A 21,899-nucleotide genomic window follows, 5' to 3' on the forward strand; every position below is an offset into this window, starting at 1 on the left:
GTTTCAGGGCGCCGGAAAGAGCTGGTCAGTCCTGCCGGTCAGGCGATAGGCGAGGAGCCCGATCCATTCGCGAAAAGCGAGAACGACCAGCGGGACGCGCTCGAACGCCGGACGCAAAAAACTCCAGTCGGAGGAATCGCCGGAGGTGCGATAGGCGACGGGATAGGCGATCACATCGAAGCCAAGCCGCCGGAAAATCCCCATCGAGCGCGGCATATGCCACGCCGAGGTGACGAGCAGCCATGTTTCGCCGGGCTTCGGCCGCAGCAGGTCGCGCGTGAAAAGCGCATTCTCCCAAGTATTGCGCGAGTGCGATTCAAATTCCATGCGGTCGGGAGGAACTCCCATATCGACCCAGAATTTTTTGACCCCGGTCGACTCGACGATGGTCTGTTCGACGAGATTGCCGGAGCCCCCGGTAAAGACAAGGCGCGCGGAGGGGTAGCGTTTGGCGAGGTCGATCCCGGCGATCAGCCGTTCGCCGTCCCCGCCGAAAATCGCCTGCCCCCTCGCGACGCTGCGGCTCTGGTTCAGCGCGCCGCCAAGCACGATAATTCCAGTCGGAGCCGGCAAATCGGCTGGGGGCGGCGGGAAGCGGTCCTCTATCGGCAGCAGCAAGGCGACGCCAACCGGCGTCAGGAACAGGAGCGCCATCGCGAAGGCGCCCATCGCCGCCAGCGCCCGTCCCGCGCGCCCGAAACGTGTGAACATCAGGACGACGCCGACCACGGTCAGCAGGATCAAAAAGGTCAAAGGCTCGGCGACAAGCCAGAAAATCTTGGAGACTGGAAAGAACATGGAGCCCGGCTTTATCGCGCCGCGTCAGGCCGCGGCGGCGGCCGAACGCGTGCAAGTTTCATTCGTCCTCGGCGGCCGCGCCTTTTGCGGACTCCTCGGTCTCGCTCGCCGGGATGGCGTAGACGCCGCCGAGCCAACGATGCAGATCGACGTCGGCGCAGCGCTTCGAGCAGAAGGGACGCATCGCCGCGACCGCGGGCTTGCCGCAGATCGGGCACGCCCGCTTGGGCAGGACGGCGGCGTCCGCTGCGGCTTCGGGATTTGCTTCCGGCTCCGCCATACGCAGTCCTCTAAACCCGATTCAGCCACGAGGTCATGGCCGGAAAACCCTCACCGACGAGCAGCGACATGGTCTCGTAAAGCGGCAGGCCGACCACGGAAGAATAGGAGCCGATGAGCTTGATGACAAACGCCCCGGCCAAACCCTGGATGGCGTAGCCGCCCGCCTTGCCGCGCCATTCGCCGCTCTCGAGATAGGTTTCGATCTCGCTCGACGACAGCCGCTTGAAGCGGACCCTCGTCTCGATCAGCTTGTGACGCTCGCGCCCGCCGGGGACGATCAGACAGACGCCGGTATGAACCCGATGCGCGCGGCCGGAGAGAAGCTGCAAGCATTGCTCGGCTTCGCTTGATAATTCGCATTTGGGCAGAATGCGGCGCCCGACGCTGACCACCGTGTCGGCGCCGATTACATAGGCATCGGCGAGTTCCGGGCGGCTCAACGCGATGCGGGCGGCGGCGCGCGCTTTTTCGCGGCCGAGGCGCGAGGCGAGCGTGCGTGGAAGTTCGGTCTTGCCGGGGGTTTCGTCGAGATCGCAAGGCAGCAGCGCATCGGGTTCGAGGCCGATCTGCTGCAACAATTCAAGCCGGCGCGGCGAAGCTGAAGCCAGAACGAGCTTTGGCCGCGTAAACTCCTCCGGGATCTCCGGCTTCGTCATTGCGGCGATCCTTAAACAGTCTTTCCGTCAAAAATGACAATCACTTCCGCGCCTCACTTGAAGCGGTATGTGATGCGGCCTTTGCTGAGATCATAGGGCGTCATTTCGACGAGAACCTTATCCCCGGTCAAAACGCGGATGCGGTTCTTGCGCATCTTGCCGGCCGTATGCGCAATGATCTCATGCTCGTTTTCGAGTTGCACACGAAACGTCGCATTGGGTAGCAGTTCGACCACAACTCCCGGAAATTCAAGCAATTCTTCCTTCGACATTTGTTTCCTTATATTTGCAGCGTCCGACACCGTTTCGCCGGCCGCAGGAGGCGGCGACCCCAACGGGTGCGCGGCCGCGCAGAGCATCCGCGCGACCGAGATCAGACCAAGCTCAAGAAAGACGGATCAATCCGGCTGACAATTGGCGCGGACCCTAATCGAGAACCGCGCATTTGTGAACTGCCGCCTTCGCCTTCGCTGTGCGGGCGTCACTTGTCTGGCGCCGCGCCGAGAGCCTTCAATTTTGCCGCGTCGTCGACTTCATGCGCCTTGAACTTGCGAATCGCAAAAGGAATCGAGGCAAGATAGGCGATTGACAGGAAAATCAGCATCTCCATCGGGAAGGTCGCCAGAAGAAGCAGGCAAGCGACCGCGCCGAACATAACGACGATGACATATTCGCGCGGAATGCGGCCGATCTTCTTGCCGGAGAAATGGGGAATCCGGCTTGCCATCAACAGAGCGACAGCGATCACATAAACAATATAGATCAGAACCATCAGCCGCCCATGAGGGGCGTCGAGGATCGACAGGCTGAGGTAGATCGGCAAAAGGCCGACGATCGCTCCCGCCGGCGCCGGCATGCCCGTGAAAAAATGCGCGTGCCAGGCCGGCCTGTCCGGCTCGTCGGCCATGACGTTGAAGCGGGCGAGGCGCAACGCTGCGGCGATCGCGAAGACCAGCGCCGCGAACCAGCCAAGGCTCTTGAATTCGTTCAGACCCCAGAAATAGAGAATCAGCGCCGGGGCGACGCCGAAATCGACGAAATCGGCGAGCGAGTCGAGCTCCGCGCCGAATCTTGTCGCGCCACGCAGCGCGCGGGCGATCCGCCCGTCAAGGCCGTCGAGCACGGCGGCGATAATGACGAAGACCACCGCCACCTCGAACTGCGCCTCGATTGCAAAGCGAATCGCCGTCAGACCCATGCACAAGGCAAGCAGCGTCACGAGATTGGGCAGGATGATCCGCATCGGCACGGCGCGAAAGCGCCGCTTTGGCGGCCGCGCCGGAGCAAAGGGGTCGAAAGCGGCCTCGTCGCCGCCCTCGAACGGAGGCGTGTCGCCTCGCCCGCGGCGGGAGGCGAAATCATTGTTTGCGGAGCGGCGATCCATTGGCGGCAAGATAGGGTGAGCCTGCAAGCGCCGCAAGCGCGGCGCAGAAAACGAGCGGCGACCCGGCAGCTAGCGCAACCTGAACTGCGCGCGCAGGCGTCCAAACATCGCCACGCCGCGCCGGCGCATTTGCACGGCGAGAGCATAGGCTTTGGTGGCGCGGGCCCAGGCGAGCAGCGAATCGCGGAGCCCGACCAACCAATCCATCAGCTGGGCGAACCAGCCGATCGTGCGCAGCTTGTCCCGGCCGGCGTCATAAATGCGCTCGACGAGGACGAGGCTGACAAGATAGGCGAGCGCCATCACGATGACGCCAGTCAGCCAACGGCCGCCCGCGAAAAGCACCAGCGCATAAATTTTTGCCGGCTCGGCGAGGCCGAAGGGAATAGCGAGCGCCGCCAAAATCGCATAGGGCGGCAGCTCGACGACAAGATCCTGCAGCTGCCGCAGGAGGCGTAGCCCAGCCGCCCAGCGCAGCAGCGGGCGGAAAAGCGGCGTAAAAATCGAATCGAGCACGACGTAAAAAATGACGAGCGCCTCGGCAAGGCGCAGCAGGACGAGACGAATGATCCGCGAGAAGGTCGTCAGCATCTTGCCAGATCCATTTTACGGCGCAGTCGCCGGGGGAAGAGCCACGATAGGGCAGATATGTTGATGCGCGCAGCTTGGCAAATATTATGGCGCCATCAGCCGCGCCATCATCTGCCGGGCCGAGACGGCGGCTTTCTCTCCGCAAAAGGGCTGCGAGATAAAATCGACCCAGGACAAAAGATCCGCGAGGCGCGCCGCCTCGCGCCAATCTTCGGGCAGACCGCCTCCCGCCGCACGATAGCCGGCGCAGAGACCGCCAATGAACGCCGCCTGATCGCCCAGCGGCGGGCGCAGCATATGGCCGAAATCATAGGCAGGCCCGCCGGCGAAGGCGAACTCCCAGTCGAGTACGGCAGCGACTGCAAACCCGCCTGCCATCGGCCTGACCATGATATTTGTCGGATCGAAATCGCCATGGCTGAGTGTCGGCCGACGCGCCCATTCCTGCGACAGCGCCTCCCCATTGCGCCGGACGAATGCGCTGAGGGCGCCCGCCAGCGCGCCGCCGACCCGCTCGCGCGCCTGATCGCGGCCGAGCGTCGCATTCAGCCAAGCGAGCTGTCCGTCGACGCTCGCCTCATATCCGTCTTCCGGAGCGAGATCGGCGCCGAAGAAACCCTGCTGCGGAAACCGCACGCCATGAATGGCGGCAAGCGTCCCGCCGGCGGCGAGGCCAAGTTCGTGCAGACCCGCCGCAGCCAACCCGGCTGAGGCGCTGTGCAGACTCTCCGCGTCGATCCACTCCAAGAGCGCGTAAGGCAGTCCGAATTCAGAATCCGCCGCGCCCGTCGCAAGAACGGCGGGAACAGGAACCCGCCCTTTGAGGAAACGCAGCAGCGCGATTTCCTTGTCGGCGTCCGCGCGCCCGCGCCGCCAGTAGCGCAACAGCAGTCGATCCCGATTGGGATCGCCGGCAAGGTCGAGCCTGAAATTGGCGTTGATCAGACCGCCGGGAATTTCCTGCGCCCGGCAGACAGCGGCGCCGGGGCAGAGCCGCCGCGCCATCGCTTCGATCGCCGGCAAGCTTGGCTCAAGGGGCGGATCGGTTCTGACCCATGTCTCGCGCAACCGGCAGCCGCCTATCTCTGGCGCGCTTTGCGGTCGGCATACGGATTATCGCTCGTTTTCTTCGAGATGCGGATCGGCACGCCGGGCAGATCGAAGGCCTGCCGCAGGCCGTTGACGAGATAGCGCTCATAGCTCGCCGGCAAAGCGTCGAGCTGATTGCCGAACAGGAGAAAATAGGGCGGCCTTGCGCGCAGCTGCGTCATGTAGCGGATTTTGATACGCCGGCCCGAGACGGCGGGCGGCGGGCTCTGCTCCAGCGCGCCAGCGAGCCAACGGTTCAGCCGCGCCGTCGAGATGCGCTTGTTCCAGACCTCATGAACGCGGAAGATCGCCTCCATCAGCTTGCCGACGCCGTCGCCGGTGGCGCCTGACAGCGGCACGACAGGGGCGCCCTTTACCTGCGGCAGAAGGCGGATCGCCTCTTCGCGCAGCTCAGAGAGCTTTGCGCCACGATGTTCGATCAGATCCCATTTGTTGACGCCGATCACCAGCGCCCTGCCCTCGCGCTCGACGAGATCGGCCAGCGTCAGGTCCTGCTTCTCAAAGGGTATCGTGGCGTCGAGCAGCAGAACCGCGACTTCGGCGAATTTCGCCGCGCGGACCGCGTCATGGCCGGCGAGCTTTTCGAGCTTATCTTCCACCTTAGCGCGGCGGCGCAGGCCCGCGGTGTCGAACATTTTGATCTTGCGGCCGCCCCATTCGAAGTCGATCCCGATGGTGTCGCGCGTCAGCCCCGGCTCGGGTCCGGTCAAAAGCCTGTCCTGGCCGATGATGGTGTTGAGCAGCGTCGATTTGCCGGCGTTCGGGCGCCCGATGATAGCGATGCGCAGCGGCTTGGTCGGATCGAGCTCGGAGCCGTCTTCATCGTCGCCGAGAATGAGCCGCGTTTCGCCTTCCTCCTCCTCGGCCGGCAGTTCGGTCTGCTCCGGCAGCGCCTCGCGGATGGCGCTGTAAAGATCCGACATTCCGTCGCCATGCTCGGCTGACAGGGGCACCGGATCGCCAAGGCCGAGGTCATAACCTTCCCGCGCGCCGGCTTCGCCAACTCGCCCTTCCGCCTTGTTGGCGATGAGGATCAGCGGCTTGTCCGCGCGCCGCACCAGATTTGCAAAAAAGCGGTCGTCGGGGGTGAGACCCAGACGCGCGTCGAACAGGAAAAAGACAGCGTCGGCAGATTCGATCGCCCGTTCCGTCTGCGCGCGCATGCGTCCGGAGAGCGAAGCCGCCGCTCCCTCCTCGAGCCCGGCCGTGTCGATAATCTTGAACACGAGATCGCCAAGCCGGGCCTCCCCCTCGCGCCGGTCGCGGGTGACGCCCGGACGATCGTCAACGAGCGCCAAGCGCTTGCCGACGAGACGGTTGAACAAAGTCGATTTGCCGACGTTGGGGCGCCCGATTATGGCGATCGTGAACATCAGTTCGGTTGCGTCGGCGCGCCCGGCGCGGCGGCGGGCGACGCGGCGTCAGGCTCTACGCCGCTCTTCTCCGGCTCCGGCGGCGGCGCGGCGCTTTTGCTGGCGGAATTTTCGTCGGACCCTGCTGCGGCGGCCGGCGGCGCTTCAGCGACGGGATTTTGCGCCGCGGGCGCGGCAGGTTCGTCCGGCGCGGCAGAGGCCGCCGCTGGAGCTTCGGGCGAAACCGGCGCTTCGAGCGCCGGCGCAGCAGCAGGCAGAGACTCAGCGGCGGGCGCCGGCGCAAGCTTGCCGGCCTGAACGAGGCCAAGGAAGGCCTCGGCGCGCTGGCGCAGCGGCCCCGGCGCGCGCGGATCGCCGACGATCATATCGAGCCAGCGCCCGGCCGCCTCGAAATCATCGCGCTTGAACGCGGCCATGGCGAGCAATTCGCGCATGGTGTCGTGATAGGTAAAGGAGGGTTGCGCCAGCGCGCCATATTTTTCCTCGAACGCCTTCGGATCGTCGCGATCGACGCGCAGCATCGCCGCGCGGGTCTGCGCCGCCTCCCTGAAGGATTGATCGAAGGACGGATCGGCCCCGAGCGCGTCATAGGCCGCGATCGCCGCCGCAGGATCGCGGCCAGCGATCTCATCGACGCCGCGAAGACGGGCCAGCGTCGCATAGCCCTTCGGCCCCGAGGCGGCGATCTCCTTGAATCCAGCTTCGGCTTCAGCGGATTTCCCGTCCTGCGACAGCCGCAGCGCCGCCTCATAGCGCGCGCCGGCCGCCTCGGCCGCCTGCAGATGAAAATGCTGATAGATGCGCCAGCCGGCCGTCGCGGCGACAAGCAAAACCGCGGCGCCGATGAACCACACCTGATATTTCGTCCAGATATTGGCGAGGCGCTCGCGGCGGTAGTCCTCGTCGACTTCGCGGAAAAATTCACTCATGGACGTTTTCTTTTTGGCTTTGGCGGGTTGGCGGCGACATGCGCTTCAGAGCATTTCGGGCAGGCGGCATGAAAAGGGCGAACCCGTCAGCTAGCACGCCCGCATGGGAAAGGCGACCCACCCCCGGTCAGGGGCGGGGCACGCTGTGAAGTATTAGAGGCAGGCGCGCTAGGCCGCGTCGCGGCCCGCCTTGTCGAGACCGGCAAACTCCTCGTCGCTTAACTCGATCGCCGCGGCGGCGACGTTTTCCTCGAGGTGGCCCACGCTTCCTGTGCCGGGGATCGGCAGCATTACCGGGCTGCGCCGCAACGTCCAAGCCAGGGCGACCTGACTTGTCGTCGCGCCTTTCTTCCTGGCGATGGCGTCGAGCAAAGTTCCCGGCCGCGCCAGTCTTCCAGCCGCGAGCGGAAACCAGGGGATGAAGCCGACGCCTGCTGTCGCACAATAATCGAGCACGTCCTCGCTCGTGCGGTCGACGAGATTGTAAAGATTCTGCACCGAGACGACGTTGAAGAACTTGCCGGCGGCCTTGACGTCGTCGATTGAAACCTGGCTGAGGCCCGCGTGTCGGATCAGCCCCTCTTTCTGCATGTCGGCGATGACGCCGAATTGCTCCTCGCGCGGCACCTTCGGATCGACGCGGTGCAGCTGCCAGAGATCGATGCGATCGATTTTCAGGCGGCGCAAGCTCATCAACACGCATTGGCGCAGATATTCGGGGCGCCCCAGCGGCGCCCATATGTCAGGGCCGTGCCGCGTCAGACCGCCCTTGGTTGCGATCAACAATCCGTCATAAGGATAGAGCGCCTCGGCGATCAACTCCTCGCTGATGAAGGGCCCGTAGCTATCGGCCGTGTCGATGAAATTGACGCCGAGCTCGGGAAGCTTGCGCAGAACGGCAAGGCTTTCGCCGCGGTCGGCCGGTCCGCCCCACACCCCCTTGCCGACGATGCGCATCGCGCCAAAGCCCAAGCGATGGATCTTGATGTCGCCAATGGTGAAGTCGCCAGAAGCGGCGGCGGTGATTACGCTCATGCTTGTTCTCCTTAAAGCGGACAGGCGCAGCGATCTTCTACCCCCTCGACCGAGGGCTGCAAAAGCCTGCCCCCTGCCGCCGATGCGGATCAAATATGGCGGTCCACCAATGCGAGGCAAGCCAGGAAGGCCATACGGGGCCTTCGCCTCCCGCATATCCGGATCGCTTTTTTTGCCGGATCAACGTCATATAAACCAGATCTGCTGCTGGCGATTTTCAGGCTTCCGCTCTGGCGAGGCGATGTTCGCTGCGCGCGGCGGTCCAGACCGAGCGCGCGGCGTCGAGATTCATCAAGGCGACGCCAAGCCCGACGAGGATGTCCGGCCAGACCGAAGGCGCGTAGAGGGTCGCAAAACCGGCGGCGATGATCGCGACATTGGCGAGCACGTCATTGCGCGCCGACAGAAACGCGGCCTTGGTCAGGCTGCCGCTGTGATGACGGAACCGCGCCAGGATGAAAGCGCAGAGCAGATTGACGGCGAAAGCGCCCATGCCGGTCAGCGTCAGCGCCCCGGCGTTCGGCGGAACAGGCGCGCCGAATTTTTGCCAAAGCATCCACAGAAAGGCGAGCGCCGGCGCGAGCAGGATCGCGGCGAGCGCCATGCCGACGCGGGCGCGCTGCGCCGCGCTCCAGCCGAGCGCCGCAAAGATCAGAAAATTGATTGCGGCGTCCTCGAGAAAATCAGCGCTGTCGGCAATCAGGGACACCGAGCCGATGGCCAGCGCCACGGCGAACTCGACGCCGAAGAAGCTGAGATTGAGCAGCGCGACAAGCCGCACCGCGCGCCGTAGCCGATTGTCTTCGTCGGTCATCTTCTATCCTCGATCGCGCCGCGCAAAGCCGGCGAAAGTTTTCGTTTGCGGCGGTCAATTGTTCGGATGCACACTCAATCGAAATCAAAGAGCGGGCGGAGACAATGGGCGGCATGAGCAAAAAACCGGCGGCAGGCGGCGCCAGCGAACTCGAAGGCGTCTGGAAGGTCAAGGACAGCGTCGGCGAGGAATTCGAGATCACGCTCGGCGCGGATGGAACGGCCCGGGCGACGCTCGACGAGGACATGAGCGGTCCCTGGACGCGCGAGGGCGACGCCGCGGTGATCGTCTGGAAATCCGGATGGACGACCAGGATCTTTAAAGAAGGCGATGTCTACAGGAAAACCGCCTATCGAAAAGGCCAGGCCCTCGACACCGCTCCTGTCAACAGCTCCGAGGCCGAAAAAATAGGTTGAATTTTTTGCGGCCTACCGCAGCTGTCGCCCGATCAGGGAAAGTCGAGGACAATAGCCTCGTCGATGATTTCATCGGCGATCGACGCCTCGCCTGAAAACGCCCCTTTGAGCGTGGTGAACGCGTCGGGCCGTCCAGAAAAAGTCAGGCGGCAGGGCGAGGCCTTGATGCGTTTGATGACCGCTAAAATCTCATCGGTGACTGGCGTGTTGCGGATGCAGATGTCGCTTGCCTCGCCATCGGACACAAACACCGACGGATCACGATCCTCGGTCCAGGGCCTGAACGCCCGGTGGTTGCGGTCCGGAAAATCGGGACAGGCCGAAAAGCCAAGCGAGGCCGTGTAGTCTTCAAATCCCGGCGTCTCATGTTCGCCGCCAAGATTGATCTTGCGCCGGCTGCCGACGATTTTCATCGGCCTGCCGCCGCTGACCCCGCCCGGCACGCCGGGATCGCCATTGCCGGAAATCAGCCCATTCTTCCCGCGCGGGTTGACTGTGATCGGCGCGGGCCCGGAAGGGCCAGTCATCTTCGGCGCGCGCACTTCGACATGCAGATTGGACAGTCCGTTTTCAGCGGAGAAGTCGAACAGGCCGTCGCCGGGCTTGTAGGAATCGATTTTCAGCTGAAACGGGCTTTTCGTAATCCGGACGAAACCGGCGTCGGTCATCGCTGTCGCCGGCCCGATCGGCTCCGGATTCAGCCGGATCACCGGAAGCAATTTGTCATCGGGATCGAAGGCCCAGCTGATTTTTGCATTGGTGTCGCTCGGCGGGATCGAATTGCGCCCGACAACGCGCCCGCCGGCGCCGTTCAGGATTTCGACCGTCGCGGTGAAGCGCGGCGGCACCCGGATTTTCTGAAATCCCGTGAGATTGAGATCGAGACTGGCGGTGGCGCCAACGGTCGGCCCTCCCACCGCCAGCCGATTGCCGGCGGGCGCGCGAAACAAGGCGCTGTCGGCGACGTTCGGCGGACGCGCGCCCGGATGAACAGGACGAACGATAAGCGGCCCGGTCGGGATGCGCTCGCGCTCCAACAGTTCGGCGTCGAGCGAGGCGATGGTCATTTTGCCGACGATGTCGTCCGGCTGGGTCTGGTAGCTGAAATTGATGATGCCGCGCTTCTTCTTATAGGCGAGGACTGCCGACGCTGTCGCTGGGCCATATGACTGGTCCTGGTCGATCGCCGCGCCGTCGACCAGCGCCAGCGCCTGCTGAATCTTGCCGATATGAGGTCCGCGCGCGCCCGGCGTGATATGCGCCTGATCGCGCATCGCGGCCGATTCAAGCAGGGGATCGCCGCTGAAAAGCTTCGATTGCAGCGCCATGCGGCAGTCCCCAGCCAGAAAAAGCAATTGTATCCTACGCCTTGGGGCGGCGGCTGTCATTTTCCCTCTGGAGCATATTGACATTAACTCTATCGGCTTTATGAACTATAAACTCCCGATCCAGACGAGGCCGCAATGTCCCTCCGCTTCCGGCATATTCTAGCCTCCCTCGCCTTCGCCCTGACGACGGCGGCCGCGCTCGGCGCAAAAGCCGCCCCAAGCGAAATCCGCATCGACTGGGCGACCTATAATCCCGTATCGATCATTCTGAAGGATAAGAAAATCCTCGAGGATGAATTCGCCAAGGATGGCGTCGCCATCCGCTGGGTCCAGTCCGCCGGCTCCAACAAGGCGCTCGAATTTCTGAACGCCGGATCGCTCGACTTCGGCTCGACGGCCGGCGCCGCCGCGCTGATCGCGCGCATCAACGGCAATCCGATCAAAGCCGTTTATGTCTATTCCCGGCCCGAATGGACCGCCCTCGTCACCCGCAAGGAAACTGGGATCGCCTCGGTCGCCGATCTCAAGGGCAAGTCCGTCGCCGTCACCCGCGGCACCGACCCGCATATTTTCCTCATCCGCGCCCTCGCCGCCAACGGACTGACCGAGAAGGATCTGCGTCTCGTCCTGCTGCAGCATGCCGACGGCCGTCTCGCGCTGACCCGCGGCGACGTCGACGCCTGGGCCGGCCTCGACCCGATCATGGCCTCCGCCGAGATCGACGACGGCGCTGTGCTGTTCTATCGCAATCCCGCCGCCAACAGCTGGGGCGTCCTCAACACGCGCGAGGGTTTCGCGGCGGAAAATCCCGACATCGTCCGGCGCGTGCTCGCCGCCTATGAGACGGCGCGCAAATGGTCGCTGGCCCACCCGAAGGAGCTCGCCGTCTTGCTGGAGGGCGCGACCAAGTTGCCGCCGGCGGTGATCGAACGTCAGCTGAGCCGCACCGAGCTGACCTTCGGCCCGATCGGCGCGGCGCAGAAGGAGACCCTTGTCGCGGCGGGCGACGCCTTGCAGCAGGCCGGCGTCATCGCCAAAGACGCCAACGTCAAACAAAGCGTCGACGCCTTGATCGATCCCGCGTTTCTGACCGTCAGCAATTGATCCGGGCGGACGCGGTGAGCGCGATCGATAGCCTCGCCTCAGTCGAGCCCGCGGCGCGGCCTCGGCGACGGGGCGGGGCGTCGCTGCGGCTCGCCCTGCTCGGCCTCGCCCTTCCGCTCGGCGCGCTGCTCGTCTGGGAGATCGCCGTGCGGCTCGGCTGGGCGCAGGGCCGCCTGATGCCGACGCCAAGCGTCGTCGCCGCCAACCTCGCGCAACTCGCAGTGAGCGGCGATCTCTGGCTGCATATCCGTACGACGCTGCTGCGCGTCGGCGCCGGTTTCGCGCTCGGCGTTGTCGCTGGCACCGCGCTCGGCGTTCTTGCCGGCGCCTCCGCGCTGGGGCGCGCTCTGATCGACCCCACGTTGCAGGGTCTGCGCGCCATTCCCTCGATTGCCTGGGTTCCTCTGTTCATTTTGTGGTTCGGCATTTTGGAGGCCTCCAAAATCGCGCTGATCGCGGTCGGGGTCGCCTTTCCGGTCTATCTTGGAATTTTCGGCGCGATCCTCGCCGTCGATCGCAAGATCATCGAAGCCGGTCGCAGCTTTCGCCTCGAAGGCGTCGCTCTCGCTCGCCGCATCCTGTTTCCTGCGGTGCTGCCGCATTATGTCGTCGCGCTGCGTTCCGGTCTCGGGCTCGGCTGGATGTTCGTCGTCGCCGCCGAATTCATGGGCGCCTCCGAAGGACTCGGCTATCTCCTCGTTGACGGCCAACAGCTCGGCAAGCCGGCGCAGATCATCGGCGCCATTTTCACCTTCGCCGTACTCGGCAAAGCGACCGACGCGCTGCTGGTCGCAGCGTCTGCCCCCTTCCTGCGCTGGCAGGACACGCTCGGACAAACGTCCGGCGAGGGAGGCTAGCGGGCCATGCTGACCATCCAGTCGGTCTCAAAAATCTATCCCGGCGGGGCGCACGCCCTCTCCAATGTCAGCCTCGACATCGATGCCGCTGAGATCGTCGCCGTCATCGGCGGCTCCGGCTGCGGCAAGAGCACGCTGCTCCGCCTCGTCGCCGGGCTCGACCGGCCGAGCTCCGGCCGCGTGCTGATCGATCATGAGCCCATCAGCGCGCCGCATCCCGCCGTCGGCGTGGTGTTTCAGGAGCCGCGGCTGTTTCCCTGGCTGACCGTCGCGCAAAACGTCGGCTTCGGCCTCTCCGGCGCCTCGAAGCCGCAGCAGGGCGCGCGCGTGGCGGCGGCGCTCCAGCGCGTCGGCCTTGCCGATCACGCCCGGCGCTGGCCGCGCCAGCTCTCCGGCGGACAGGCCCAACGTGTCGCCCTGGCCCGCGCGCTGGCGCCGCAGCCGCGCGCGCTTCTGCTGGACGAGCCTTTTTCCGCGCTCGACGCCTTCACCCGCGCCGATCTGCAAGATCATCTCCTCAGCCTATGGGACGAGTTGCGGCCGACGCTGCTGCTCGTCACCCATGACATCGAGGAAGCCCTCGTCCTCGCGGACCGCGTCGTCGTCATGCAGTCGCGTCCGGGACGAATTGCAGCCGTGCTGCCGATCGCGCTGCCGCGTCCGCGCGACCGCATTTCGCCCGAATTCGACGAATTGAAGCGCGAGGCGCTCCGTATCCTTGGCCATTCGTGGCGCGCCCCGCCGCATGCCATCGCGGCCGAATGAATTTCTCTTCTTGAAACAAGGACCATCCCATGACCAACGCCACGCCTTCGGGCGACGCCCAAAACGGCCTTAACGTTCTCTGGTTCATACCGACCCATGGCGACGGCCGCTATCTCGGCACGACGCAAGGCGGACGCGACACCAATTTCGCCTATCTGAGTCAGGTCGCGCAGGCGGCTGACAGCCTCGGCTATTTTGGAGTGCTGCTGCCGACCGGCCGAAGCTGCGAGGATTCCTGGGTCGTCGCCTCGGCGCTCGCGCCGCTGACGAAGCAACTTCGTTTCCTCGTCGCGGTGCGGCCGGGCCTTTCCTCCCCCACGCTCGCGGCGCGCATGACCGCGACGCTCGACCGGATTTCCGAAGGGCGCCTGCTCATCAATGTCGTCACCGGCGGCGATCCGGCCGAGAACGCCGGCGACGGAATCTTTCTGAACCATGACGAGCGCTATGAGGTGACGCGCGAGTTCCTCACCGTCTACCGCGCGCTGCTCGCGGGCGAACGCGTCAATTTTTCCGGCAAACACATCAAGCTGGAGGACGGACATCTTCTGTTCACGCCCCGGCAGGCGCCGCCGCCGTTCTTTTTCGGCGGCTCTTCGGCCGCCGCCAATGATGTCGCCGCCGAGCATGTCGACAAATATCTGACCTGGGGCGAGCCTCCGGAAGCCGTCGCCGCGAAGCTTAAAGTGGTTCGCGCCGCTGCAGCCGCCCGCGGACGCAACATCAGCTTCGGTATCCGCCTGCATGTCATCGCGCGCGAGACGACCGAGGCCGCATGGGCCGCCGCCGACAAACTCATCAGCCATCTCAGCGACGACACCATCGCCGCGGCGCAGAAAGTATTTTCGCGCCTCGACTCGGTCGGTCAGGCGCGCATGGCGGCGCTCCATGGCGGGCGGCGCGACAGGCTCGAAGTCAGCCCAAATCTTTGGGCGGGCGTCGGCCTCGTACGCGGCGGCGCCGGAACCGCTCTCGTCGGCGACGGCGCGACGGTCGCCGCACGCATCCAGGAATATGCCGATCTCGGAATCGACACCTTTATCCTTTCGGGTTATCCGCATCTTGAGGAAGCCTATCGCGTCGCCGAGCTTGTGCTGCCCCGGCTGCGGCTCAACCATGGCGTCCGGAAAGCGGAGCTCTCGGTGAACACGGGTCCTTTCGGCGAAACCATCGCAAACGACTATCGGCCGGCCGCACGGGCCGTCTCGCAATCTTGAGCGCTCAATCCGCACCCACGCCCGTTGCGATCATAGGCGGCGGGTTTTCCGGCGCGACGGTCGCCTTTCATTTGCTTCGGCTGCGCCCGGATCTCGAGCGCGTCGTCATCATCGAGCCGCGCGCCAATCTCGGCCGCGGCCTTGCCTATGGCGCGGAAGATCCGAGCTGGCGCATCAATGTGCCGGCCGCGCGCATGTCGATCAGTCCCGAAGAGCCAAATGATTTCAATGACTGGCTCACGGCCTCCGGCCGGCTTGACGAAGATCCCACGGCGCGGCTGCCGGACGGACGCAATTTTCCTGCCCGCGCCGTCTTCGGCCAATATATGGGCGAACAGCTTCGCGCCTTTGGCGACAAGATCGCTCATGTCGTCGCGACCGCGGAGCAGGTCGAGGAGACGCCGCAAGGCTACGCCATCGCCTGTTCGGACGGCCGGACCATTTTTGCGAAGATCGTCGTTCTCGCCGTCTGCCATCCCCCGCCGAGCCCGCCCGCAATGCTGGCCGACGCCTTCGCCGGCCATTCGCACTTCATCGAAAATCCCTGGGCGCCCGGCGCTCTTGAGGGAATCGGCGCCGAGGCCCGCGTGCTGATCGTCGGCAGCGGGCTGACTATGGCCGATATCGTCGCCTCGCTCGATCGATTTGGCCATCGCGGCCCCATTACCGCGGTGTCGCGGCGCGGCCTCAGATCGCGCGGCCATCCCCCCGCCGCCGTCGAGCCCTATGGCGATTTTGCCGCCCGTCCCGCGCGCACCGTGCGCGAGCTGGTGCGCCGCGTGCGTAAGGCCGTGGCCGAGGGCGCGGCCCAGGGCAAAAGCTGGCATGGCGCGCTCGATCAGGTCCGCCTTCAGGGCACTGCGATCTGGCGCGCCTTGCCCCTGCCCGAGCGGGCGCGGCTCTTGCGGCTGATCCGGCCGTTCTGGGACGTGCATCGATTCCGCATCGCGCCGCAGATCGAGGCGACGCTCGACCGGAAGATTGCTGACGGAAGCCTGACGCTCAAGACCGCATCCCTGCGCCGCGCCGAACGCAGAGGCGAAACCATGCAGGTCATGCTGCGAAGCCGTGGCGGCAAAAGCAAAGGCGAAACGGAAACGCTCGCCTTCGACGCCGTCATTCTCGCCACCGGTCCGGCGCATGGCGGCGTCTTTACCGACAACCTCCTGCTTCAGGCGATGCAGGCGGCGGGGCTGGCGCGGCCGGATCCGCTCCGGCTCGGGATCGATGTCGATCTGAACGGTCGCGTGATCGGCGCGGGCGATCAGCCGGCGAGCGATCTCTTCGTCGCAGGTCCGCTTGCCCGCGGCACGTTCGGCGAGCTGATGGGATTGCCCGACGTCACCAATTACGCTGTCCGCATCGCGACACATGTGGCCGAACGATTGGCCGAGCAGCAGGCGTGTCAGCCAGATCGGCGCAAGACGCCCGCGGCGATCCCGGCGTCCCCCTGAAACATGGGCCAACGTCGTGGCCTATTGCGAGGACGGACATTTTCACAGGCATAGGATAATACTCTATAGAATAACTAGACATACCGTTTCCGCTGTGGCATCCCTGAGCGCCATCGCAATTCGCGCAGGGCCAATCGCGCGAGGGGCTCCCGAGGGTTCATGCAGCAGCAAACATTAGACGCCGCGCAAGCGGCGGCGTTCGCCACGGACGCGGCGCGTCGACCTGGCGCCAGCGCCACGCCTGATGCGCCGGTCGCAGCGAGGCCCCCGCAAACACAGAGCGCACCTCGGCGCATGGCCGGCATCGAGCGGCGCCTCGCTGGCTGGATTCTTCCTCTCCTTCTCATCCTGGCATGGGAAGCCTTGTCCCGGGCCGGCGTCATCCACGGCAATGTGCTTCCCGCCCCTTCGGCCATCGCGCTCGCGGGCTGGCAGGCGGCGCGCTCTGGCGACCTCTTCCAGAATATGGCGGTCAGCGCGGCGCGGGCGCTTGCCGGCCTGATCGTCGGGGGGGCGATCGGCTTCGTCTTCGGCATCGCCAACGGCGTATCCGAACTCAGCCATCGCTACACCGACACAACACTGCAGATGATCCGCAACGTGCCACATCTGGCGTTGATCCCGCTTGTCATCCTGTGGTTCGGCATCGATGAGGAAGCCAAACTCTTTCTCGTCGCGCTTGGCGTCTTCTTCCCGATCTACATCAACACGCTGCATGGCGTCCGGACCGTCGATCCCCACCTGATCGAAATGGGCCGCGCCTATGGCATGACGCCCGTCACATTGTTTGTGCGCGTTATCCTTCCCGGCGCCTTGCCGTCGATCTTCGTTGGCCTGCGCTTTGCGCTTGGCGTCATGTGGCTGACGCTGATCGTCGCCGAAACCATCGCGGCGCAATCAGGGCTCGGCCATATGGCGATGCAGGGGCGCGAGTTTTTGCAGGTCGACGTCGTCATGCTGGCGATCCTCATCTATGCCCTGCTCGGCAAATTGGCCGATGTTCTGACGCGGCTGCTTGAGGGCGTCTGCCTCAGCTGGCATCCCAATTTTCAACCGGCGCGGAGCTAGACGCATGAGCCTTGCCATCGCACCTCAAAGGCGAGCCTTCGACTCGGCGCCGACGCCCCTCGCGGAGGCAAGAGGCGTCCCCGCCCGCTTTATCGGCGTCACGCGGCGCTTCGGACAGACGCCTGTCCTCGACGGTCTCGACCTTGACATTCCGGCGGGCCAATTTCTTGCCGTCGTTGGCGAGAGCGGCTGCGGCAAGAGCACGCTGCTGCGTCAGCTCGCCGGTCTCGACGCGCCGTCGGAAGGCGCCGTCGCCATTGGCGGCGCGGAGCCGGTGACGCGCATGATGTTCCAGGAGCCGCGGCTGCTGCCATGGCGGCGGGTCCTTGCCAATGTCGAGGTTGGGCTGCCCGCGAGGGTGAACAAGGCCGAGGGGCGCGAGCGGGCTTTGAGCGCGCTCAAAGCGGTCGGACTCGCGGACCGCGCCGGCGAATGGCCCTCCGTTCTGTCGGGCGGACAGAAGCAGCGCGTTGCGCTCGCAAGAGCGCTCGTCAGCCGGCCGCAGCTGCTGTTGCTCGACGAGCCGCTTGGCGCGCTCGATGCGCTGACCCGCATCGACATGCAAAGGCTCATCGAGCGCATCTGGCTCGAACAGGGATTTACCGCCGTGCTCGTCACGCATGACGTCGCCGAAGCATCCGCGCTCGCCGACCGCATCGTTCTTGTCGACTCCGGCAAGGTCGCGCTCGATCTTCCGGCCCCGCTGCCCCGGCCGCGGCGCCGCGGCTCGCCCGAAAGCGCGGCCATCGAGGCGCGCATTCTCGATCAGCTGTTTGGCGCCTAAGCCAACTTTAGCTTGCGGCGTCGCCAATTCCACAAACAACATCACAGGTGTTATATGACGCATATCAGCCGACGTGCGGCCCTTGCTGGAGCCGCTGGCCTTGCTCTATCCATGAATGCCCGCGCCAGTCTCGCCGCCAACTCTGTTGTGCGGGTCGGCTACCAGAAATATGGAACGCTGGTGCTGTTGAAGGGAAAGGGCATTCTCGAAAAGAAGCTGGAGCCTCTCGGCGTTGCCGTGAAATGGTCCGAATTCGCCGCCGGTCCGCAGATGCTTGAGGCGCTCAACGCGGGGGCGATCGACATTGGCCAGACCGGCGAGGCGCCGCCGATCTTCGCTCAGGCCGCGAGCGACAATCTGCTCTATCTCGCCAACGAGCCAGCCTCGCCGGGCGGCGAGGCAATCATCATTCCAAACAACAGCGCGCTCAAATCAGTGGAAGAGCTGCGGGGCAAGACAGTCGGCCTCAACAAGGGGTCGAATGTGCATTTCCTGCTGGTCAAGGCTCTCGAGAAACACGGGATCGCCTACTCCGAGATCAAAACCGCCTTCCTGCCGCCGGCGGACGCAAGAGCCGCCTTTGAGCGAGGCGCGATCGACGCTTGGGCGATCTGGGATCCCTTCTTCGCCGCCGCCGAAGTTTCCATCGGCGCCCGGCCGCTGACAACCGCGGAAGGGATCGTGCCGAATTATCAATTTTATCTCGGCTCGCGGAAATTCGCCGACGCGAATCCGGCGATCATCGAGGCGCTGATCGGCGCGATCGACGAGACCAACCGCTGGGTGGAAAAGGACACGACAGCGGCGGCCGAAACGCTTGCCCCTCTCACCGGCATTCCGGCCCCGGCCCTGACCGTCGCGCTGAAGCGGCAGAATTTCGGCGTCGCCCCCCTGACCGAAAAAGTCGTCGCTGACCAGCAGTTGATCGCCGACACATTCCTCAAGCTCGGCCTGCTGCCAAAGCCCGTCAATGTCGCCGAAGCTGTGAGAAAGCCCCGCGCCTGATCCCGCGCAGTCGCCGGAATTTCGTCCCGCCGCCGTTTTGTGCATCATCGAAGGCGTGGCTATTGCGGTCGCTCCTGCAATCGATTATCGACGCGAACGGGAGAGGCCCGAAACGGGCCCGAGGGGGCCCGAAGGTCGGAGGGGGGACGAGAGAATGCGCAAGACCGTAAGATGGACGCTTGCCGCCGCGACCGCATTTTGCGCGGCGATGTCGGCGACGACGCCCGGCCAGGCCCTGAGCCAGGCGCAGGAAGCCGCTGACTGTCAGGGCGACGCGCTCCGCCTCTGCGCGCCCTATATTCCCGACCACGCGAAGATTCATACCTGCCTCGTGACCTACAAGGCCTATCTCAGTCCGGCTTGCCGCTCGATCATCGCTCCCGCGAAGAAGAAGCGCAGATAAAAGCCCTCAGGCGACGAAGAAAATTGAGGATTGGAGAAACGCCATGAATTTGAAACTTAGCCTTGCCGCCGCCGCGCTTGCGCTTGTGACCCTTGCAGCCGCGCCGGCTTCAGCGCGCAATCCCTGCCACGACGATGCGTTCAAGTTTTGCCGCGCCGTTATCCCGGACCATCTGCGGATCCAGCATTGTCTGGAGCGCAATATGTTTCATCTTACCCGCGCCTGTCAGGCTGAGTTCAAGCGCTGACCGGATTGCTTCCTCTGGGCTTCAGAGGCCGCCTCGAATAATCGGCGCCGGCGGCTCAAGCCGCCCGCGCCGAACGCGCGACGATGTCGCATAATTCATTGACGACGGCCTCGACGAGGTCGAGGTCGTCGCCCTCCCCCATCACCCGGATCACCGGCTCGGTGCCGGACGCGCGAATGACGAGACGCCCCGACGCCGCAAGCTTCTTGCGCGCAAGGTCGATCGCGCGGGCGACGCTCGCATCCTCGAGGGGCTTGCCCGCCGCGACGCGAACGCTTTTCAAGACCTGAGGCGAGGGCTCGAAACGGCGGCAGACCTGACTGACCGGCTTTTCGAGCCGCTTGACGACGGCGAGAAGCTGCAGCGCGGCGACAAGGCCGTCGCCGGTCGTGCAGAAATCCGAAAGAATGATATGGCCAGATTGCTCGCCGCCGAGATTGTAGCCCTCGCTGCGCATATGTTCGAGCACGTAGCGGTCGCCGACCGCGGTCCGCGCCAGCGTCAGACCAATGCTTTCGAGATAGCGCTCTAAGCCGAGGTTCGACATCACGGTCGCGACGACGCCCGGCCGGGAGAGCCGTCCGTCCTCCTTCCAGCTCGCGGCGATAACCGCCATGAGCTGGTCGCCGTCGACGATCTTGCCGGTTTCGTCGACGATCAGCACGCGGTCGGCGTCGCCATCGAGCGCGATGCCAATATCGGCGCGCATTTCGCGCACTTTCTTCACGAGGGCCTGCGGCGAGGTCGAGCCGACGCCGCGATTGATGTTGAAGCCGTCTGGCTCGACGCCGATCGAGAACACTTCGGCGCCAAGCTCCCAGAGCGCCTCGGGGGCGACCTTATAGGCCGCGCCATTGGCGCAATCGACGACGATGCGAAGGCCCTCGAGCGACAGGCTGCGCGTCAGCGTGCGCTTGGCGAATTCGATATAGCGGGCGCGGTCGCCCTCGACGCGCATGGCGCGGCCGAGGTCGGCCGGCTTCGACAGCTTTAGCGCGAAACCGGCCTCGAGCATCGTCTCGATCTTCGTCTCGACCTCATCCGAAAGCTTGAAGCCGTCGGGCCCAAACAGCTTTATGCCATTGTCTTCAAAAGAATTATGCGATGCCGAAATCATCACGCCGACATCGGCGCGCATCGAATGGGTCAGCATGGCGACCGCCGGGGTCGGCATCGGCCCGAGCAGCAGCGCATCGACGCCGACCGAGGCAAAGCCCGCGACCATTGCATATTCGATCATGTAGCTCGACAGCCGCGTGTCCTTGCCGATGACCGCGCGATGGCGATGTTCGCCGCGTTGAAACAGCACCCCTGTCGCCTGCGCGACCTTCATCGCGAGTTCGGGCGTGATGACGGAATTGGCCTGGCCGCGGATTCCGTCGGTTCCAAAATGTTTACGAGACATTAATGAGCAATCCCTGAAGCTTTCGCCCGTCTGCGACTTTCCGGCATCATGCCGTCGCCCCGGCCCCGTTGCGCGAACATGGCGCAAAACTGTCGCCATTTCGCCCGGCGGGCAGCGTATTTCCCGGATATGACACGCAGCCGTGATCGTTTAAATCAGCCAAAACCCGGCGACGCCTTGCATTCATCATCTTGTCCGCATTTACACGGATTCGGTTTGATCGCAGTGATCGTCGGGCCTCTGCGGCCGCGGCCTTGGGGTCTCGCGGTCCAATTCTCGATAAACCACCGGTCTACAGCAGAAGCGTTATTTTAGAATAAATCACGCCATTTTTGTGGGAACTCGCATCATGAGGCTTTCAAGGCCTTTCGCAAGCGCCGGCGCCGCGGCGCTTATCTGTCTTGCCTCTCTCATCTGCGCGGGGGAGGCGCCCGCCGGCGAGTTGCTCGCGCAAAACTATCGTGCGCCGCCGTCCGACGTCGGCGGCGATCCCTACGGCCAGCAGGACGCCGACCCCTCCTCGCTGCTCGTCCGGGTCGACCGGTTGGAGGCGCAGCTGCGCCAACTCAATGGCCAAATCGAGCAATTGCAGTTCCAGAACCGCAAGCTTGAGGATCAGCTGCGAAAATTTCAGGAAGACGTCGATTTCCGCTTTCAGGATAGCGGGCGCGGCGCTCCGGCGGCCGCCGTCAAGCCGCAAAAGCGCACGGACGCCATCGACGATTACCTCAGCGGCGACAATCGCTCGGCGGCGGCGGGGTCCCCGGCGACCCCATCGGGGGGGCCAGCGGCCGGATCTCCGCCGTCGCGCACGGCGCGGCGCGGCGACGCCTTCGACCCGTCAGCTGATCCGGCGGCGCCCGGAGCGCCGCGC

At 64.7% G+C, this 21,899-nt stretch carries 25 protein-coding genes; 12 read left to right on the forward strand and 13 right to left on the reverse strand.

Annotated features, from left to right (window positions below; all coding sequences use genetic code 11):
- Positions 1-3 precede the first annotated feature (3 nt).
- The 11 genes from CR492_RS14725 to CR492_RS14775 all read right to left on the reverse strand — a co-directional run bounded on the left by CR492_RS14725 (position 4) and on the right by CR492_RS14775 (position 8,972).
- Positions 4-798, reverse strand: coding sequence for a YdcF family protein (locus tag CR492_RS14725; RefSeq protein WP_102844493.1), 795 nt, complete (start codon positions 796-798; stop codon positions 4-6).
- A gap of 58 nt (positions 799-856) precedes the next feature.
- On the reverse strand, positions 857-1,078 hold the full coding sequence (gene yacG, locus CR492_RS14730) for a DNA gyrase inhibitor YacG (protein WP_102844494.1): 222 nt from the start codon (positions 1,076-1,078) through the stop codon (positions 857-859).
- Between the two features lie 10 nt (positions 1,079-1,088).
- Entirely contained in the window at positions 1,089-1,736 is a 648-nt protein-coding gene (locus tag CR492_RS14735) for a Maf-like protein (protein ID WP_102844495.1), read from the reverse strand.
- Between the two features lie 53 nt (positions 1,737-1,789).
- The gene (infA, locus tag CR492_RS14740) at positions 1,790-2,008 is read right to left on the reverse strand and encodes a translation initiation factor IF-1 (RefSeq protein WP_102844496.1); all 219 of its coding nucleotides are present in this window, start codon (positions 2,006-2,008) and stop codon (positions 1,790-1,792) included.
- Between the two features lie 209 nt (positions 2,009-2,217).
- Positions 2,218-3,120 (reverse strand): CDP-diacylglycerol--serine O-phosphatidyltransferase, encoded by a 903-nt coding sequence (gene pssA / locus CR492_RS14745; protein ID WP_102844497.1) that lies wholly within the window; start codon positions 3,118-3,120, stop codon positions 2,218-2,220.
- A gap of 69 nt (positions 3,121-3,189) precedes the next feature.
- Entirely contained in the window at positions 3,190-3,711 is a 522-nt protein-coding gene (locus CR492_RS14750) for a hypothetical protein (RefSeq protein WP_102844498.1), read from the reverse strand.
- Positions 3,712-3,795: 84 nt separating this feature from the next.
- A complete protein-coding gene (locus CR492_RS14755; protein WP_146030285.1) occupies positions 3,796-4,734 on the reverse strand; it encodes a phosphotransferase family protein in 939 nt (312 codons plus the stop codon).
- Between the two features lie 56 nt (positions 4,735-4,790).
- Positions 4,791-6,194 carry a ribosome biogenesis GTPase Der gene (der, locus tag CR492_RS14760; protein ID WP_180982564.1) on the reverse strand — a complete coding sequence of 468 codons (1,404 nt, stop codon included), beginning with the start codon at positions 6,192-6,194 and terminating at the stop codon, positions 4,791-4,793.
- A complete protein-coding gene (locus CR492_RS14765) occupies positions 6,194-7,123 on the reverse strand; it encodes a tetratricopeptide repeat protein (protein WP_180982565.1) in 930 nt (309 codons plus the stop codon). Before CR492_RS14765 ends, der begins: the two co-directional genes overlap by 1 nt.
- Positions 7,124-7,291: 168 nt before the next feature.
- Positions 7,292-8,158, reverse strand: coding sequence for an aldo/keto reductase (locus CR492_RS14770; protein ID WP_102844501.1), 867 nt, complete (start codon positions 8,156-8,158; stop codon positions 7,292-7,294).
- 217 nt (positions 8,159-8,375) lie between these two features.
- The gene (locus CR492_RS14775; protein ID WP_102844502.1) at positions 8,376-8,972 is read right to left on the reverse strand and encodes a cation transporter; all 597 of its coding nucleotides are present in this window, start codon (positions 8,970-8,972) and stop codon (positions 8,376-8,378) included.
- A gap of 113 nt (positions 8,973-9,085) precedes the next feature.
- Here CR492_RS14775 and CR492_RS14780 point away from each other — a divergent pair, with 113 nt between their 5' ends.
- Positions 9,086-9,388, forward strand: a complete 303-nt coding sequence (locus CR492_RS14780; protein WP_146030286.1) for a hypothetical protein — start codon at positions 9,086-9,088, stop codon at positions 9,386-9,388.
- A 32-nt stretch (positions 9,389-9,420) separates the two neighbouring features.
- On the opposite strand, the gene CR492_RS14785 is transcribed toward CR492_RS14780, so the two are convergent.
- Positions 9,421-10,716, reverse strand: a complete 1,296-nt coding sequence (locus CR492_RS14785; protein ID WP_146030287.1) for a hypothetical protein — start codon at positions 10,714-10,716, stop codon at positions 9,421-9,423.
- Positions 10,717-10,851: 135 nt separating this feature from the next.
- On the opposite strand from CR492_RS14785, the gene CR492_RS14790 reads away from it, so the two are divergent.
- The 10 genes from CR492_RS14790 (at position 10,852) to CR492_RS14835 (ending at position 19,620) form a co-directional block, all read left to right on the forward strand.
- The gene (locus CR492_RS14790) at positions 10,852-11,820 is read left to right on the forward strand and encodes an aliphatic sulfonate ABC transporter substrate-binding protein (protein WP_180982566.1); all 969 of its coding nucleotides are present in this window, start codon (positions 10,852-10,854) and stop codon (positions 11,818-11,820) included.
- 14 nt (positions 11,821-11,834) lie between these two features.
- The gene (locus CR492_RS14795; RefSeq protein ID WP_432431216.1) at positions 11,835-12,677 is read left to right on the forward strand and encodes an ABC transporter permease; all 843 of its coding nucleotides are present in this window, start codon (positions 11,835-11,837) and stop codon (positions 12,675-12,677) included.
- Between the two features lie 6 nt (positions 12,678-12,683).
- On the forward strand, positions 12,684-13,442 hold the full coding sequence (locus CR492_RS14800; RefSeq protein WP_102844506.1) for an ABC transporter ATP-binding protein: 759 nt from the start codon (positions 12,684-12,686) through the stop codon (positions 13,440-13,442).
- A 29-nt stretch (positions 13,443-13,471) separates the two neighbouring features.
- Positions 13,472-14,659, forward strand: a complete 1,188-nt coding sequence (gene ssuD / locus CR492_RS14805) for an FMNH2-dependent alkanesulfonate monooxygenase (RefSeq protein ID WP_102844507.1) — start codon at positions 13,472-13,474, stop codon at positions 14,657-14,659.
- Entirely contained in the window at positions 14,656-16,113 is a 1,458-nt protein-coding gene (locus CR492_RS14810) for an FAD/NAD(P)-binding protein (protein ID WP_102844508.1), read from the forward strand. The genes ssuD and CR492_RS14810 overlap by 4 nt, the downstream gene beginning before the upstream one ends.
- A 294-nt stretch (positions 16,114-16,407) precedes the next feature.
- Positions 16,408-17,181: an ABC transporter permease subunit gene (locus CR492_RS14815; protein ID WP_180982567.1), complete on the forward strand. Its 774-nt coding sequence runs from the start codon at positions 16,408-16,410 to the stop codon at positions 17,179-17,181.
- 4 nt (positions 17,182-17,185) lie between these two features.
- The gene (locus CR492_RS14820; protein ID WP_102844510.1) at positions 17,186-17,965 is read left to right on the forward strand and encodes an ATP-binding cassette domain-containing protein; all 780 of its coding nucleotides are present in this window, start codon (positions 17,186-17,188) and stop codon (positions 17,963-17,965) included.
- A 54-nt stretch (positions 17,966-18,019) separates the two neighbouring features.
- Positions 18,020-18,970: a sulfonate ABC transporter substrate-binding protein gene (locus tag CR492_RS14825; protein WP_102844511.1), complete on the forward strand. Its 951-nt coding sequence runs from the start codon at positions 18,020-18,022 to the stop codon at positions 18,968-18,970.
- A 154-nt stretch (positions 18,971-19,124) separates the two neighbouring features.
- Positions 19,125-19,373: a hypothetical protein gene (locus CR492_RS14830; protein ID WP_102844512.1), complete on the forward strand. Its 249-nt coding sequence runs from the start codon at positions 19,125-19,127 to the stop codon at positions 19,371-19,373.
- A 43-nt stretch (positions 19,374-19,416) separates the two neighbouring features.
- Positions 19,417-19,620 (forward strand): hypothetical protein, encoded by a 204-nt coding sequence (locus CR492_RS14835; protein WP_102844513.1) that lies wholly within the window; start codon positions 19,417-19,419, stop codon positions 19,618-19,620.
- Positions 19,621-19,675: 55 nt separating this feature from the next.
- Here the strand turns inward: CR492_RS14835 and glmM are convergent, their stop codons facing one another.
- A complete protein-coding gene (glmM, locus tag CR492_RS14840) occupies positions 19,676-21,025 on the reverse strand; it encodes a phosphoglucosamine mutase (protein ID WP_102844514.1) in 1,350 nt (449 codons plus the stop codon).
- 349 nt (positions 21,026-21,374) lie between these two features.
- On the opposite strand from glmM, the gene CR492_RS14845 reads away from it, so the two are divergent.
- Positions 21,375-21,899: YbgF trimerization domain-containing protein (locus tag CR492_RS14845; protein ID WP_280951548.1), on the forward strand; the 525-nt coding region annotated here is incomplete at its 3' end.

Origin of the sequence: Methylocella silvestris, assembly GCF_002891535.1 — a bacterium.
GTDB lineage: Bacteria > Pseudomonadota > Alphaproteobacteria > Rhizobiales > Beijerinckiaceae > Methylocapsa > Methylocapsa silvestris_A.